We start from the raw sequence: 13,787 nt of genomic DNA, 5'->3' as shown, positions 1-13,787 counted from the left end.
TTTTTAGTGACCTTTCCGGGGGCGGAGCCAGCGCACGACACGCGATGTTTTGTGTGAGGACGCCGACGGGTAAAACAGGCTACACTCTGATTTTGAGCGCGACAAGCTGAGGACATAACGATGCACTACACACTGAAAAGCAGTGACGATAAAGAAAAAGCGGAAGGAACAAACGGCGCGGGCGCTCTACAGCAAAAACTGCTGGAATCCCGTTCGATTGTCATCTCCGGTGAAATCAACCAGGAGCTGGCCCAGAAAGTCATCACTCAGATGATCCTGCTGCAAAGCGTCAGTAACGATCCGATCAAGCTGTACATCAACAGCCAGGGCGGCCATGTAGAAGCGGGCGATACCATCCACGACTTCATTAAGTTTATCCGTCCGGAAGTACACGTTATTGGCACCGGCTGGGTGGCAAGCGCCGGGATCACCATCTTCCTGGCGGCGAAAAAAGAGCACCGCTACTCGCTGCCAAATACCCGCTTTATGATCCACCAGCCGCTGGGCGGCGTGCGCGGTCAGGCAACGGATATTGAGATCGAAGCGCGGGAGATCATCCGCATGCTGGAACGTGTGAACAAGCTGATTGCCGACGCCACCGGCCAGCCGCTGGAGAAAGTGAAGAAAGACACCGACCGTAACTTCTGGATGTCACCGGCGGAAGCGCTGGACTACGGCATCGTGGGCAAACTGATCACCCATTATGACGAGCTGAACCTGGATTAAGTTTTAGCCCGCGTGTGCGTCGGGTGACGGCTTCGCCTTACCCGACCTACACGCGCTCGATTGACCCATGACAAGTTCCCCCTCTGCTTTCTTACCTATAATCGCGCCTGTTTACCCTCTCACTGGTGCTAACCATGGCGTATCAACTGAACCTGAACTGGCCGGAATTTCTTGAAAAATACTGGCAAAAACAACCCGTTGTACTGAAAAATGCCTTCCCGAATTTTGTCGACCCCATTACCCCTGATGAACTGGCGGGTCTGGCGATGGAGCCGGAAGTCGATAGCCGCCTGGTAAGCCACGCTAACGGCAAGTGGCAGGCGAGCAATGGCCCGTTTGAGCATTTCGATAACCTCGGTGAAACCGGCTGGTCTCTGCTGGCGCAGGCGGTGAACCACTGGCATATGCCCGCCGCAGAGCTGGTGCGTCCGTTCCGCGTCCTGCCGGACTGGCGTCTCGATGACCTGATGATCTCCTTTTCTGTCCCGGGCGGCGGCGTTGGGCCGCATATCGATCAGTACGATGTGTTTATCATCCAGGGGATGGGCAGCCGCCGCTGGCGCGTGGGTGACAAGCTGCCGATGCGTCAGTTCTGCCCGCATCCGGCTCTGCTACATGTCGATCCTTTTGAGCCGATCATCGACGAAGATCTGGCGCCGGGCGATATCCTCTACATTCCGCCTGGATTCCCGCATGACGGCTTCACCCATGAAACCGCGCTCAACTACTCTGTCGGTTTTCGCGGGCCGAACGGTCGCGATCTGATCAGCAGCTTTGCCGACTATGCGCTGGAGAACGATCTGGGCGGCGAACACTACAGCGATCCGGATCTGACCTGCCGCGAACACCCGGGCCGCGTGGAGCAGTACGAGCTTGATCGCATTCGCGAGATGATGATCGACATGATTAGCAAGCCGGATGATTTCACGAAATGGTTTGGCAGCTTCGTCTCCACGCCACGTCACGAGCTGGATATTGCCGCCGCCGAGCCGCCGTATTCCGCAGAAGAGGTGCTGGACGCGCTTCAGGGCGGCGAAACGCTGTCGCGCCTGAGCGGCCTGCGCGTGCTGAACGTTAACGGCAGCTTCTTTATCAACAGTGAACAGCTGGAAACGGCGGATGTGAACGGGGCAGACGCGCTGTGCCGCTACACCGAGCTCGGCCAGGCCGAGCTGGGCGAGGCGCTGAATAATCCGGCGTTTGTGGACGAACTCACCGGGCTGATTAACCAGGGGTACTGGTACTTCGACGAGTAACATGAGGCGGCGTTTAGTCAGCCTAAACGCCGCTACGTTCAAACCAGCATATTACACGCCTTCCAGTAGTTAAGAAGCCGCTCATCGTCGCGCTCTTTCTCCGCTTTGATTTTCATCGCCTGGGCGAGATTTTCTCGCGATACTTCATGGCCTTTTTGCACGATGTCTAAAACCGCTTCACCAAGAGCCAGCGAAATTTCTGTCCGATTGTTGCGAATCGTCATAAATACCTCCTCGTTGGTTGCGATAAGTTAATTATGAACGGGAAATAATCAGTCGGTAATAATTCATCTCATTCTTATTTTTTCATTTCGGCGTTAAGTAGAATGAATATTCGGTTCTGTCAATGATGTTTCAAAATGCTAATAGGGCGTTTAAGCCTTAATTTATGCGCTACAGTTAATTTCGTGCAACAGGCAAATAACCGAAACAGGAGAATAATTATGGTAGATAAAAGCGCAATTAAGGATCACACTCAGGTTGTCGCCAGCTGCGGAACGCACGTCGGGGTTGTGGACCATCTTGATGGTGAGCGTATCAAGCTTGCGAAGAGCGATCCGGAATCGGGCGGCAAGCACCATTTTATTCCTCTCGGCTGGGTTGATAAAGTCGAAGATAATAAAGTTGTCCTGACCAAAAACCATAAAGAGGTTTTTGCTGAGTGGCAGGAAGCATAAATATATCTCTCGCAAGGAAATATATGCCTTCGCTCCGGCTTTGTCCGGAGCGTAATAGTGTCTGCGCCCGGTGATTGCTGCCATTGCAAATGGATGGTACTGTTTTGCCTGTCCTTTCCCGATGCAGGCCCCGAATGATGCTCCAGAGTGAAAATAGATCAGCGAAACGCATATTTTTTGTTGAAGATTTTCAGGTATTCGGCGAGCGCTACGGCATCGACTACCGTTTCCCCCAGTTAAAAGAGGCGCAGGTCAGCGGTAGCCCCGTGTTGCAGGGGAATGTTGAAGAGATGATGCTCTCGTCCGGCATTTCGCTGACCCATTCCGACGTACGTGTATTACAGCCCTATGAAACCACCTCTCGCCACAGCAGCCCGCTCTATATGCTGGTGGTGCTGGAAGGGTGCGTGACGCTCACGCTCAATGGTATCAATTATCCCGTCCGCCCGGGCATGGCGTTCAGCTCACGTCTGAGTGAAGATCAGGTAATGAGCGCGCGTCACGATGCCGACAGCACGCTGAAAACGCTCTCGTTTGGCGTGTACCCGCACGATGCCGGACGTGAAGCCTTGCTTGAGTCATTGCTTCTGGAATGGCAAAGCCTGAATGCACCCGCGTTTGTCTGGCAGGTTCCTGAGTTTGTGATGTCAGGTATTCTGCATGCGCAGCGGCAGGGGGTAAGCGTGCTTTCACGCAAGCTTTTGCTTGAGGGGCTGATGTATCAGCTGCTCGGCCATGGCCTCAACCAGCGCCAGCAGCCTTGCCCAAGCCGCCCTGAACATGCGCGTCTTGAACGCGTGCGGAGCCTGCTGGAACAGTCTCCTGAACGGGATCATACTCTCGCGCAGCTGGCAGCCCTGGCTGCAATGAGCCCAAGCAGCCTGCGTAGCAAGTTCCGTCAGCGCTATGGCTGCACCCTCTTCGACTATCTCCGCAACTGTCGCCTTGCGCTGGCGCGACGCTATCTGCTGGAAGGCCACAGCGTGCAGCAGGCGGCGTGGATGTGCGGGTATCAGCATGCCACCAACTTCGCCACCGCGTTTCGTCGTCATTACGGGATTTCACCGGGTGACGTGCGCAAACTCCGCTAACGTAATTTCTCCTGTCGCGCGAATGCATCCCGTGCGGTTTAGCATCGCGCATACGTAACCTGGCTGTACGCATAGCCGTTTGCACTCTCAAAAAGGTAATAATTCTTATTAACAATAAGAAATATCTCTGGAGAGGGTTATGTTTGCTAAATCGCGTCTGGCACTGCTGGTGGGATGGGTTACCGGTAGCGTCGCTTTTCCTTTACTGGCGCAGGATGCCCAAAAAACTGACACCGTGGTGGTGACCTCGCAGATGCAGTCTGCGGCCACCAAGCTTGAAACACCGGATATTGAAACCCCGCAGTCGGTCTCTATCGTCACGCGCGAGCAGTTCGAAGAGCAGGGCGCAACCAGCGTGCGTCAGGCCGTGAGCTACACGCCGGGGGTCTACAGCAACCAGATCGGGGCGTCAAACCGCTTTGACTACATGGTGCTGCGCGGCTTCTCGGACGGCAGTCTGGACAACGTCTACCTCGACGGCCTGAAGATGATGGGCGACACCAATTCCCACAGCTCGCTGGTGGTTGACCCGTGGTTCCTGGACAGTATCGAAGTCGTGCGCGGTCCAGCCTCCGTGCTCTATGGCCGCTCATCGCCGGGCGGGATTGTGGCGCTCACCTCCCGTAAGCCATCGTTCGATCCTGGCGGGGAGATTAAGCTCTTCGCCGGTAACAATAACCAGCGTGGGGCGATGTTCGACGTGACCGGCCCGGTTGATGATAACGACCGCGTGGCGGTGCGCCTCAGCGGGATGACCCGCTATGCTGATTCCCAGTTCGATCCGCTCAAAGAAGAGCGTTACGCCCTGATGCCGAGCCTGACCTGGCGTATCACCGACAGCACCCGTCTGGATCTGATGGCCTACCTGCACCGCGATCCGGAAGGCGGCAGCCACTCCGGCCTGCCATATGAGGGCACCGTTGTACCGCACAGCGGTAAGAAAATCTCCAACACCTTCTTCGAGGGCGAGGACGATTACGACAAGTACGATCGTCGGGAAAACATGGTCGGCTATAACATCGAGCACCTGTTTGACAGCGGCTGGTCTGTGCGCCAGAAGCTGCGCTACCTGCACACCAAAGTCGAGCTGAACCAGGTGTATGCCGCAGGCTGGCTGAATGACACCGAGCTGAATCGCGGCTATTCCGGCTCTGACGAGAAGATGAACGCCATCACCCTGGATAACCAGGTCGACGGCAGCTTCGACACCGGGGCGGTGAACCACCGCGTGCTGATCGGCATGGACTACCAGGACCGCACCAACAACGTCACCGGCTACTACGGCGGCTTCCCGCCGATTGACGCCTTCCACCCGGTTTACGGTGCGAAGCCGGACTACATCACCCAGTACAGCAGGGAAAAGCATAAGCTTCGCCAGACCGGTTACTACCTACAGGATCAGATGTCCGTTGACCGCTGGCGCCTGACGCTCGGCGGGCGTTACGACCAGGTGAGCGTGTCGAACGTCGACAACTTTAACCACACCCGCAGCGATCTGGATAAAAACAACTTCAGCAGCCGCGCGGCGCTGCTGTATCTGTTTGATAACGGCGTTGCGCCGTACGTCAGCTACTCCACCGCCTTTACGCCGACCAGCTTTGCCGACGAGCAGGGCAATATCCTGGATCCGATGAAGGGCAAGCAGTGGGAAGCGGGCGTGAAGTATGAGCCAGAAGGGATGAACAGCCAGTTCAGCGCTTCGGTGTTCCGCATCAACCAGAAGAACATTGCCACTAAAGAGGAGCCGACCGATCCGTACCGTTCCATTGGTGAAATCGAATCCGAAGGCGTTGAGCTGGAGGCGATTGGTCAGCTGACCGACAGCCTGCGTATGCAGGCGGCGTACACCTACACGGATATTCGCTACAAGAAGAGCAGCCCGGAAGAGGAGGGCAAGCGCGCCGTTTATGCCCCGCGTAACATGGCCAGCGCCTGGCTGAGCTACGACGTCAAAACCGGCCTGCTGGACGGCCTGACCGTCGGCTCCGGCGTGCGCTATGTCAACGGGATCGCCAGCGATCGCCAGAACACCCATACGCTTCCGTCGTACACGCTGGTGGATATGACCGTGGGGTATGACCTGTCAAAAGTGGGGCTCACGGGCGTGAGCGCGCAGTTGAACGTCAATAACCTGACGGACAGAAGCTACGTCGCGGCCTGTAACTCTCTCTCTTACTGCTACTTCGGTGCAGAACGCAGCATTGTGGGCAGCGTTTCGTGGAAGTTCTGAGTTGTTGATTTTGCCGGGGGGCGGGAGCGGTTTTCTCCCTCTCCCTGTGGGAGAGGGGCGGGGTGAGGGCAAAATGCCGCACTACTCCTCCATCGCAATCACAATCGCTTCACCCATCTTTTTCAATGCCTCGCGATTTTTGTCTGTCGGCGGCAGCGCTACGTTGATCCGCAGGCAGTTGCGGTACTTCCCGGAGGCGGAAAACAGCGACCCGGCCGCGGCCTGGATCTTCAGCCGGCACAGCTGCTTGCTGACGCACACCATATCGACCGTCTCCGGCAGCTCAACCCACAGCAGGAAGCTGCCCTGCGGGCGGGTGACGCATATCTCTGCCGGAAAATACTGCCGCACCCAGCAGGTGTAGGTCTCCATATTCTGCTGATAAATCTGGCGCATACGCCGCACGTGGCGATGGTAATGGCCGTCGCGGATAAACGCCGCCACCGCCATCTGCGTGCCCGGCACGTTAAACCCGCCCGCGGCGTACTTCATGTGCATCACCCGATCGTAATAGCGCCCCGGCACAATCCAGCCGACGCGCAGGCCCGGCGCCACGGTCTTGGTAAACGAACTGCATAACAGCACGCGACCATCAATATCCATAGAATGAATGGTGCGCGGACGCGGATACTCCGCCGCCAGCTCGCCGTAGATATCATCCTCAACAATCACGATATCGTGCCGCTGTGCCAGGGCTAAGACCTGCTTCTTCCGCGCCTCCGGCATGATAAACCCGAGCGGGTTATTGCAGTTTGGCACCAGGATCACCGCCTTGATCGGCCACTGCTCCAGCGCCAGCTCCAACGCTTCGATGCTGATCCCGGTTTCAGGATCGGTGGGAATTTCAATGGCCTTGATGTCAAAGCCGCGCAGCATCTGCATGGTGCCGTGAAACGACGGCGATTCCACCGCCACGATATCCCCCGGTTTGCACACCGAGAGCAGGGCGATCGACAGCGCGCCGTGGCAGCCGTTGGTAATGACAATTTCGTTTGCCGCGACGGTGGAGCCGCCGTCCAGCATCAGGCGGGCGATTTGCTCGCGCAGCTCCAGGCGCCCGTCGAGCACGTCATAGCTTAGCATCTCGCCGGGGTTATGCTGCGCGATGCGGCTCATCTCGCGCCACAGGGGCTTCAGGCTCGGCTGGTTAATGTCCGGCGAGCCGCCGCCAAAGGAGATCATCTCTTTGTCGGCGCGGGCGTCCAGCAGCATCATCACCTCATCCCACTGAGTGACGTCCACAGGGCGCTGCACCGGGCGGGTCATTGCCGGTACGGGCGGCTGGGCTTTGCGTTTCGAGACAAAATAGCCGGAGCGCGGCTGAGGCGTGATCAGCTGGAGGTTTTCGAGGATCTGGTAGGCCTGCTGTATGGTGCTGATGCTCACGCCGTGCTCCTGGCTCAGCGTGCGTACCGACGGCAGACGTTCGCCGCTGCGATACAGCCCTTGTTCAATGCGTTCCGCCAGGAGGTTGGCCAGATGTTGATAGCGCGTCATGCTGTATCCTTTGTTTTCACCATACAGAGCATTAAACCAGTACAGATGGATGAATAAACCACCATGCAGATACCGTTTTAGTGGATCTGTATGGTAAACAAAAGCAGTTTTTGAATCTGTATTGTACTGGCCGTTTTCCATGATGATAACCCCACTGGCATAGCGAGGAGAGCATCATGGAATTCTACGAGAATCGTTCAAAACGTCCGTTTATCGCGTTTGTCTGGGTAGCGAAAACGCTGCGTAACTGGTATCGCATCAACCGTACCCGCCGTATCCTGAGCCAGATGAGCGACGAGCAGCTCAAGGACGTCGGGTTATCGCGATATGATGTGTGAGCATAGGGTTGCCCGGTGGCGCTACGCTTACCGGGCCTACAGGAGACCGTAGGCCGGGGAAGGCGCAGCCGCCACCCGGTGGTTTTCAGCTCAACAGTTCTAGCGTCTGCCGTTTCGGCCTTTCCAGCAAATCCAGCGCCTCCTGATACGACCGCACGTTGTTATAGCCCATCACCAGCCCGTAGCGTTTTCCTGATCCTTGATACCACGCCGAAAGCGCATTGACCTGCAATTGCTGTTCCTGCCAGCAGCGGGCGATCTCCCGGTCAGCGCTTCCCTTTGCGAGGAACGCGACAATATGCATCCCGCCGTCGTTTTGCTCGGTGAAAAACAGATCGCCATAGACCTCACGCAGGGCGGCAATCATCCAGTCGCGGCGGGTCTGATAGAGCGCGCGCATCTTTTTCAGATGACGGAAAAAATGCCCTTCGTTGAGAAACGCGGTGAGGATCTTTTGCGTCAGCACCGGCTGGCCGCTGGTGAGGATGTCCGCGCTGTCGGTAAACGCGCCGACGGTGCTGGCGGGCATCACCACGTAGCCCATGCGCAGCGATGGCATGATGGTTTTGCTGAAGGTGCCCATAAAGATCACCCTGTCATGCTGGTCGAGGCTTTTCAGCGACGGCAGCACTTTGCGGGTGTAGTGAAATTCGCCGTCATAATCATCTTCGATAATCCACGCCTCGTTTTGTGACGCCCAGTCGAGCAACTGCTGCTTGCGCGGCAGGGAGAGCGTCACCGCCAGCGGGCTCTGGTGAGACGGAGTAACGATGGCGAAGCGGGCATCGTGATGATTACGCAGCAGGTAGTCCGTATCCATCCCTGCGCGATCGACCGGCACGGTGTGCAGGCGGGGCACAATGCGCTTGAGCAACTGCTGGCCCATAAAGTAGCCTGGATCCTCAAATACCACCTTATCGCTGCGGCTGGCGAGCGTGTCGAGGATCAGGCGCAGGCTGCCGCTGTAGCCGCTGGTGATCATTACCTGTTCCGCAGTGCAGGATAACCCGCGCGAGATATTGAGATAGCGGGCTATCGCCTCGCGCAGCGGATACCAGCCCAGAACGGGCGGGTTGAGCATTTCATCCTGACGCATGGCGCGCGTCGCCTGGCCCGCCAGCAGCAGCCATTTTTTATAGGGGAAGCTGTCGAGCGCGGGAATGCCGGGGCGCAGAAAACCGGCCCGTTCGCGCTGGCTAATCAACGACGCCGGCAGCGTGCCGGTCGCTTGTTCTGTGGGGGCGTTTTGCGCGGGCAGCAGAAGATCCGGATTCACCCGCGTCCCGCGCGCGCCCTGGCTCACCAGATACCCTTCGCCCGTCAGAATGGCATACGCCGTCTCGACGGTTTTGCGCGCCACCTTCAGCTCTTCCGCCAGCAGGCGGATGGCAGGTACCCTGTCGCCCGGCTTCAGCACGCCGCGCATGATGTTGTCGCGATAGCGGGAATAAATCTCGTGATAGCCCGGCTTCATGTCCTACCTCATTTCACGCTTTTTGTATCTTTTTACTATGTCATGAACGGCGTAGATTTGCTTCATCGCATGACACATGCCGCACAAAAAAGAGGAAAGACAATGAGCACTCGCGTAAACCACCACAAAGCCACACCTGCACTCACCAACGCGCTTTCCGCCCTGAGCATGGAAGTGGCGAAAACCTCTATTGATCCGGCGCTGAAGCACCTGATCGACATTCGCGTGTCGCAGCTGAACGGCTGTACGTTCTGTCTTGATATGCACTCAAAAGAGGCGAAAATTGCCGGCGAGCGCGAGCTGCGCCTGTACCATCTGGCGGCCTGGCGCGAGTCCCCGCTGTTCAGCGCCCGTGAAAAAGCGGCGCTGGCCTTCACCGAAGCGCTGACCCAAATCGGCGTTCACGGCGTGAGCGATGCGCTGTACCGCAGCGTGGCGGAGCACTTCTCGGACGTGGAGATTTCAGAGCTGAACTTCGCCATCGTGGCGATCAACGCCTGGAACCGCCTGGGCATTACCTCCCGCATGGAGCCGGGCTCGCTGGATGCGGCGTACGGGCTGAACAAGGCTAACCTGGAATAATCCCGCGCTCGCGGATCATCGCCACCAGCGCCCGCAACCCCGGCGGGACGTGGCGATGGCCGGGGTAGTACAGGCGCAGCCCGGCAAACGGCTGCGCCCAGTCGTTTAAGACGCTCACCAGCTCCCCGCTTTTCAGCTCGTCCTGAATATAGATTTCCGGTAAAAATCCCACCCCTAACCCCGCTTTTACGGCGCGGATCGAGGCAAAAAGATCGGACGTCGCAAAGCGCGGCGGCACGGCAAGGGCGTACGTTTCCCCCCGACGGGCCAGCTCCCAGCGGTAGATCCCGCCGTGGGCCATACGCATGCCGATCCCCTGATGTGAAAGAAGATCGTCCGGCGTCTCGGGTATGCCGTGACGGGCGAAATAGTCCGGCGTGGCGGTCACCAGCTGGCGGATCTCACCGGTCAGCGGCACAGCGATCATGTCCTGCGGAACGGACTCTTCGAGGCGGATCCCCGCGTCATAACCTTCCGCTACGATGTCGATCATCCTCGCTTCGCTCACCGTTTCCACGCGCATTTTCGGGTAGCGGATCATGAAGTCGATCAGCAGCTGGTCCAGAAACAGGGTGCCGATATGGTTCGGCACGTTGAGGCGCAGCGTTCCGGCGGGTTCCCCGGTGTCGCTGTGGATCTCCTCCCCGGCGAGACGGATCTCCTGCAGCGCCGGGCCGATACGCGCCACGTAGCGCTGCCCGGCGTCGGTGAGCGCCACGCTGCGGGTGGTGCGGTTGAAAAGTCGCGTCTCAAGGCGGCTCTCCAGCCCGGCGATGGCGTTGCTGACCGCCGTGGCGGACATCCCCAGTTCCTGCGCCGCGCCGCGAAAGCTGCCGCGCCGCACCACCGCCATCACCACTTCCAGCTCTGTCAGACCTGAACGATGCATAGATTATCCTGAAAATCGAAACAACCCTTGCAGCATAGCGTGGATTATCGCAACGGAGAAGGCGTGACAGACTGGGCTCACACAGCCTGAGGAGGTTTATATGCACACCATCGAACAGATCTTTATTAACGGCGAATTTGTTACCCCGCACGGCACCGAGTGGTTTGATGTGTACAACCCGGCGACGGCGCAGGTCATCGGTCAGGTTCGCCTGGCGGATGAGGTTGACGCTGAACGCGCTATCGCGGCGGCAAAAGCGGCGTTTCCGGCGTGGTCGCAGACCACAAAGCAGGAACGCATCGCCGCGCTGAAGCGCATGCACGCCGCCGTGGCCGCTCGTCACGACGCTCTGCTGGAAGCGGTCATTGAAGAGTACGGCGCGCCCGCCTCGCGCTCGGCGTGGATGGCAAGCTATCCGGCAGAGGTGATTGCTCAGGCCATCGAGGCGCTGGAGGCATTTGAGTTTGTCACCTCCGCAGGTGCCGCAACGGTGCAGATGACGCCGCTCGGCGTGGCCGGGCTGATTACGCCGTGGAACAGCGATGCGGGGTTTATCTGCGGCAAACTGGCGGCCGCGCTGGCGGCGGGCTGCACGGCGGTCATCAAGCCGAGCGAAATGAGCGCCCTGCAAACGCAGATTGTCACCGAAGCGCTGCGCGACGCCGCGCTGCCGCCGGGCGTGTTTAACATCGTCACCGGACGCGGCGAGACGGTGGGCGAAACCCTCAGCCGCCATCCGGACGTCGCGAAAATCTCGTTCACCGGTTCCACGAATACCGGCAAGGCGATCCTGCGCAACGCGGCGGAAAGCTTTAAGCGCGTAACGCTGGAGTTGGGCGGTAAATCGCCGACGATCCTGCTGGATGATGTGGATCTCGAGCAGGCGATCCCGCTGGTGATCCAGGCCGGGTTTATGAACAGCGGGCAGGCGTGCGTGGCCGGGACGCGCATTCTGGTGCCTTACTTGCGCAAGGCGGAGATCGAAACCGCGCTGGCGCAGGCCGTGGCGGCGGTGAAATCCGGCGACCCGCGCAACAGCACGACAGACGTCGGCCCGATGGTCAGCGAAAAGCAGTGGCTGCGGGTGCAGGGCTATATCCGCAAAGGAATCGAAGAAGGGGCGCGCCTGCTGGCGGGCGGCGAAGGGCGACCGGAAGGCACGCGGGACGGCTGGTTTGTGCGTCCGACGCTGTTTGCCGGCGTGAACAATCGGATGACCATTGCCCGCGACGAGATTTTCGGCCCGGTGCTGTGCGTAATCCCTTATCAGGACGAGGCGGAGGCGATTGCCATTGCCAACGATACCGAGTACGGCCTGAGCGCGATGGTGCTGGGCGGCGATGTGGACCGCGCGCGACGCGTGGCGCAGCAGATTGTTTCCGGTCGCGTGCTGGTGAACACCCTGGCTCATGAACCGAAAGCGCCGTTTGGCGGGTTTAAGCACTCCGGCGTGGGGCGCGAGATGGGCGAGTGGGGGATCCGCGCGTTTATGGAGTCGAGGTCGGTTCTGGGCTAAAGCTTCGCTCTTTACCGAAGCATTGTGCTTTTCCATCCTGCATTCTCTCCTCAACATCACAGCGGAGAGACCATCATGATCGCAGTCCTTTTCGAAGCCAAAGCCGCGCCTGCCCATCAGGCGCGCTACCTCCAACTTGCCGCAGAGCTTAAGCCTTTGCTGGCCGACATCGACGGCTTTATCGATATCGAACGGTTCCAGAGCCTGACGACCGACGGCAAAATCCTCTCCCTTTCCTGGTGGCGGGATGAAGAGGCCGTCCGCCGCTGGAAGCAGAACGTCTTTCATCAGGCGGCGCAGGCCGAAGGACGGGCGTCGATTTTCTCTTTCTACCGTATTCGCGTGGCGCAGCTGGTGCGGGAATACAGTTCCGAAACCGGAGGGCACGCGGATGTATGACGTTCACGTGATTTTCCGCGACGGGCCCGGCGAGCTGGCGCGCTTTGGACAGCTGTTGGGGCGCAACGGCGTGGGGCTTGAGGGTGGCGGCGTATTCGGTACCGATGCCCATTTCCTGGTGGAGGACGGGGAAAAAGCCCGCCGTGTGCTGCTCGACGCCGGGTTTACCGTGCAGGCGCTGCGAAAGCCGGTGATCAGAAAGCTTAAGCAGGAGCGTCCTGGCGAGCTGGGCGAGATAGCGGCGGCGCTGGCGGCACGCGGCGTGTCTATCCTGACTCAGTACAGTGACCATGCGAATCACCTTATTCTGCTGACGGATGATGATAAGCTGGCCGCTGAGATCACCACACCCTGGGCGACGAATGTTAAAGACGAGCTTACCCTCTGATAACAGCGCGATGCTGGAAAAGGCGATTGCCGCGGTGGCGGCTGCAATGGCCGATCCGTCGCGCGTGAAGATGCTTTGTGCGCTAATGGACGGGCGTGCGTGGACGGCCACTGAACTGAGTGCGGCGGCAGACGTTGCGCCGTCGACCGCCAGCGGGCATCTTGCCCGGCTGGTTGAAGGGCAGCTAATTACCTGCCTGTCGCAAGGGCGGCATCGTTATTATCGTCTTGCCGGGCACGACGTGGCGGCGCTGGTGGAACAGATGATGGGGCTTTCGTGGAGCCGCATTACCCCGCCGGAAACCAGCGCGCCGAAAGCCATGCGTGAAGCCCGGACCTGCTACGACCATCTCGCAGGCGCGGTGGCGGTGCAGATCTATGATTTCATGCAGGCGGAAGGCTGGCTGGAGGCTGACGGTTCCGCATTGACCCTGTATGGTCGGGAGCAGTTCCTGGCGCTCGGTATTCCGTTAAGCGCTCATCCGCGTCGGAAGGCCTGCTGCGCCTGCCTGGACTGGAGCGAGCGGCGGTTTCATCTTGGCGGTGAGGCGGGCGCTGCGCTGCTTATCCACATGGAAAGCAAAGGCTGGATCCAGCGGGTGGCGGGTTATCGGGAGGTGGTGGTGACGGCTTCGGGGAAAAGTGCTGTCAGGAAGCATTTTAGCCGCTAAACGCCGCTGCGGGCTGATGCCCTCACCCCGACCCTCTCCCACAGGGAGAGGGAG

The 13,787-nt window shown here is 59.0% G+C and carries 15 protein-coding genes; 11 read left to right on the top strand and 4 right to left on the bottom strand.

What is annotated here, in order from left to right:
• Window positions 1–120: 120 nt before the first annotated feature.
• Window positions 121–726 carry an ATP-dependent Clp protease proteolytic subunit gene (locus AM329_RS14350; RefSeq protein ID WP_003863062.1) on the top strand — a complete coding sequence of 202 codons (606 nt, stop codon included), beginning with the start codon at window positions 121–123 and terminating at the stop codon, window positions 724–726.
• Between the two features lie 134 nt (window positions 727–860).
• On the top strand, window positions 861–1,982 hold the full coding sequence (locus AM329_RS14345; RefSeq protein WP_022650334.1) for a cupin domain-containing protein: 1,122 nt from the start codon (window positions 861–863) through the stop codon (window positions 1,980–1,982).
• A gap of 38 nt (window positions 1,983–2,020) precedes the next feature.
• Here AM329_RS14345 and AM329_RS14340 read toward each other — a convergent pair whose 3' ends face one another.
• Window positions 2,021–2,206, bottom strand: a complete 186-nt coding sequence (locus AM329_RS14340; RefSeq protein ID WP_010427252.1) for a hypothetical protein — start codon at window positions 2,204–2,206, stop codon at window positions 2,021–2,023.
• A gap of 219 nt (window positions 2,207–2,425) precedes the next feature.
• Between AM329_RS14340 and AM329_RS14335 the strand changes: the two genes are divergently transcribed.
• From AM329_RS14335 to foxA, 3 genes are all read left to right on the top strand, one after another.
• Window positions 2,426–2,659, top strand: a complete 234-nt coding sequence (locus AM329_RS14335; protein WP_003863067.1) for a DUF2171 domain-containing protein — start codon at window positions 2,426–2,428, stop codon at window positions 2,657–2,659.
• A 134-nt stretch (window positions 2,660–2,793) separates the two neighbouring features.
• Window positions 2,794–3,750: an AraC family transcriptional regulator gene (locus tag AM329_RS14330; protein WP_032608439.1), complete on the top strand. Its 957-nt coding sequence runs from the start codon at window positions 2,794–2,796 to the stop codon at window positions 3,748–3,750.
• Between the two features lie 121 nt (window positions 3,751–3,871).
• Window positions 3,872–5,980 (top strand): ferrioxamine B receptor FoxA, encoded by a 2,109-nt coding sequence (gene foxA / locus AM329_RS14325; protein WP_107769404.1) that lies wholly within the window; start codon window positions 3,872–3,874, stop codon window positions 5,978–5,980.
• Between the two features lie 81 nt (window positions 5,981–6,061).
• Here foxA and AM329_RS14320 read toward each other — a convergent pair whose 3' ends face one another.
• Window positions 6,062–7,477 (bottom strand): PLP-dependent aminotransferase family protein, encoded by a 1,416-nt coding sequence (locus AM329_RS14320; RefSeq protein WP_003863072.1) that lies wholly within the window; start codon window positions 7,475–7,477, stop codon window positions 6,062–6,064.
• Between the two features lie 176 nt (window positions 7,478–7,653).
• On the opposite strand from AM329_RS14320, the gene AM329_RS14315 reads away from it, so the two are divergent.
• Window positions 7,654–7,815, top strand: a complete 162-nt coding sequence (locus tag AM329_RS14315) for a DUF1127 domain-containing protein (protein WP_003863073.1) — start codon at window positions 7,654–7,656, stop codon at window positions 7,813–7,815.
• 85 nt (window positions 7,816–7,900) lie between these two features.
• Here the strand turns inward: AM329_RS14315 and AM329_RS14310 are convergent, their stop codons facing one another.
• Window positions 7,901–9,289, bottom strand: a complete 1,389-nt coding sequence (locus tag AM329_RS14310; protein ID WP_032608442.1) for a PLP-dependent aminotransferase family protein — start codon at window positions 9,287–9,289, stop codon at window positions 7,901–7,903.
• A 102-nt stretch (window positions 9,290–9,391) separates the two neighbouring features.
• On the opposite strand from AM329_RS14310, the gene AM329_RS14305 reads away from it, so the two are divergent.
• Entirely contained in the window at window positions 9,392–9,871 is a 480-nt protein-coding gene (locus AM329_RS14305; protein ID WP_003863077.1) for a carboxymuconolactone decarboxylase family protein, read from the top strand.
• Here AM329_RS14305 and AM329_RS14300 read toward each other — a convergent pair.
• A complete protein-coding gene (locus AM329_RS14300; RefSeq protein ID WP_003863079.1) occupies window positions 9,858–10,760 on the bottom strand; it encodes a LysR family transcriptional regulator in 903 nt (300 codons plus the stop codon). The two genes, AM329_RS14305 and AM329_RS14300, sit on opposite strands and share 14 nt — an antisense overlap.
• 100 nt (window positions 10,761–10,860) lie before the next feature.
• On the opposite strand from AM329_RS14300, the gene AM329_RS14295 reads away from it, so the two are divergent.
• The 4 genes from AM329_RS14295 to AM329_RS14280 all read left to right on the top strand — a co-directional run bounded on the left by AM329_RS14295 (window position 10,861) and on the right by AM329_RS14280 (window position 13,733).
• On the top strand, window positions 10,861–12,276 hold the full coding sequence (locus AM329_RS14295) for an aldehyde dehydrogenase family protein (protein ID WP_032608443.1): 1,416 nt from the start codon (window positions 10,861–10,863) through the stop codon (window positions 12,274–12,276).
• Between the two features lie 75 nt (window positions 12,277–12,351).
• Window positions 12,352–12,675: an antibiotic biosynthesis monooxygenase gene (locus AM329_RS14290; protein WP_003863082.1), complete on the top strand. Its 324-nt coding sequence runs from the start codon at window positions 12,352–12,354 to the stop codon at window positions 12,673–12,675.
• Window positions 12,668–13,063: an amino acid-binding ACT protein gene (locus AM329_RS14285; protein ID WP_022650340.1), complete on the top strand. Its 396-nt coding sequence runs from the start codon at window positions 12,668–12,670 to the stop codon at window positions 13,061–13,063. Before AM329_RS14290 ends, AM329_RS14285 begins: the two co-directional genes overlap by 8 nt.
• Window positions 13,038–13,733 carry a helix-turn-helix transcriptional regulator gene (locus AM329_RS14280; RefSeq protein WP_032608444.1) on the top strand — a complete coding sequence of 232 codons (696 nt, stop codon included), beginning with the start codon at window positions 13,038–13,040 and terminating at the stop codon, window positions 13,731–13,733. The genes AM329_RS14285 and AM329_RS14280 overlap by 26 nt, the downstream gene beginning before the upstream one ends.
• Window positions 13,734–13,787: the final 54 nt, after the last annotated feature.

Origin of the sequence: Enterobacter cloacae complex sp. AR_0002 (assembly GCF_001922365.1) — a bacterium.
GTDB lineage: Bacteria > Pseudomonadota > Gammaproteobacteria > Enterobacterales > Enterobacteriaceae > Enterobacter > Enterobacter hormaechei_C.
This window is presented reverse-complemented; position numbering and strand designations above follow the sequence as displayed.